Annotated in this window: 1 protein-coding gene; it reads left to right on the top strand. The window is 68.1% G+C overall.

What is annotated here, in order from left to right:
• Nucleotides 1-1115, top strand: a 1115-nt coding sequence (locus ABD287_RS18360; protein ID WP_344174791.1) for a phosphopantetheine-binding protein, incomplete at both ends; no start/stop codon positions are given.

The raw sequence follows: 1115 nt of genomic DNA, 5'->3' as shown, positions 1-1115 counted from the left end.
CAACAAGTACTACAAGCAATCCAACAAAACCCCCAACAACTCACCGCCCACCTCCCAACACTCCACAACACCGAACGCCGACACATACTCGAAACGTGGTCACGGCGGGCGCCGGCGGAGGTGCTGCCGGCCGGGATCCCCGCCACCGGCGCGCGCGTCTACCTGCTGGACTCCGCGCTCCGTCCGGTACCCGCTCGGGCCACCGGCGAGCTCTATCTGGCCGGACGACTGGACCAACTCAACCTCCGTCCTGACCCCGAGCGCCTCGTGGCTGATCCGTTCGCCGCTGACGGTTCACCGATGTACCGGCTCGCCCGACTGGGGCAATGGACGACCGAGGGGCAGCTACGACCGGGTGAATCGGTAGCCGACCGGCTCACCCTCGGCACCGTCCAGATCGATCGGGAGGCTGTAACGAAGGCGGCAACGACGGCCCCGCGTGTCGAACGCGCCGTTGTCGTTGTCCGCTCGTCCCCCTCGGGCACTCCGCGGCTGGTCGCGTATGTGCAGCCCGAGCAAGGGCAGACGGTGGACCGAGTCGCCGTCCAGCAGCATCTGCGCGCCACCCTGCCCCGGCACATGGTCCCTTCGCTTCTGGTGCAGGTCACCGAATTGCCGCTGGCCGCGGACGGCAGCGTGGACGAAGCGGCGCTCCCCACGAACGCCGAGCCCGACCGGGTACCCCGCGACGCCACCGAGGAAGCAGTGGCCGGGCTCTACGCCGAGGTACTCGGCCTGTCCGCGGTAGACCCGGGCGAGGACTTCTTCTACCTGGGCGGCAACTCGCTGCTCGCCACCCGTCTGGCCGCGCGGGTCCGCGACCGGTTTTCCCGTCCGGTAACCGTGCGGGAAATCCTGGAGAACCCGTCGCCAGCGGAGCTGGCCCGCACCCTGCACACCGACCGGGTGGAGCCTACGCAGCCGACACCGGCACCTGCGCCGGCGACCCGCGCCGGACAGAGCGCACCGGTGGTTGAGGATATTCTGCCGTTGTCTGCGTTGCAGGAAGGTCTTCGGTTCCACAGTGTTTTCGATGACGCCAGCCCCGACGTGTATACCGGTCAGTCGATTTTCGACCTGGACGGGGCAGTCGATTACGGGTTGCTGCACTCGGC

Source organism: Pilimelia columellifera subsp. columellifera (genome assembly GCF_039532605.1).
Classification (GTDB): Bacteria; Actinomycetota; Actinomycetes; order Mycobacteriales; family Micromonosporaceae; genus Pilimelia; species Pilimelia columellifera.
This window is presented reverse-complemented; position numbering and strand designations above follow the sequence as displayed.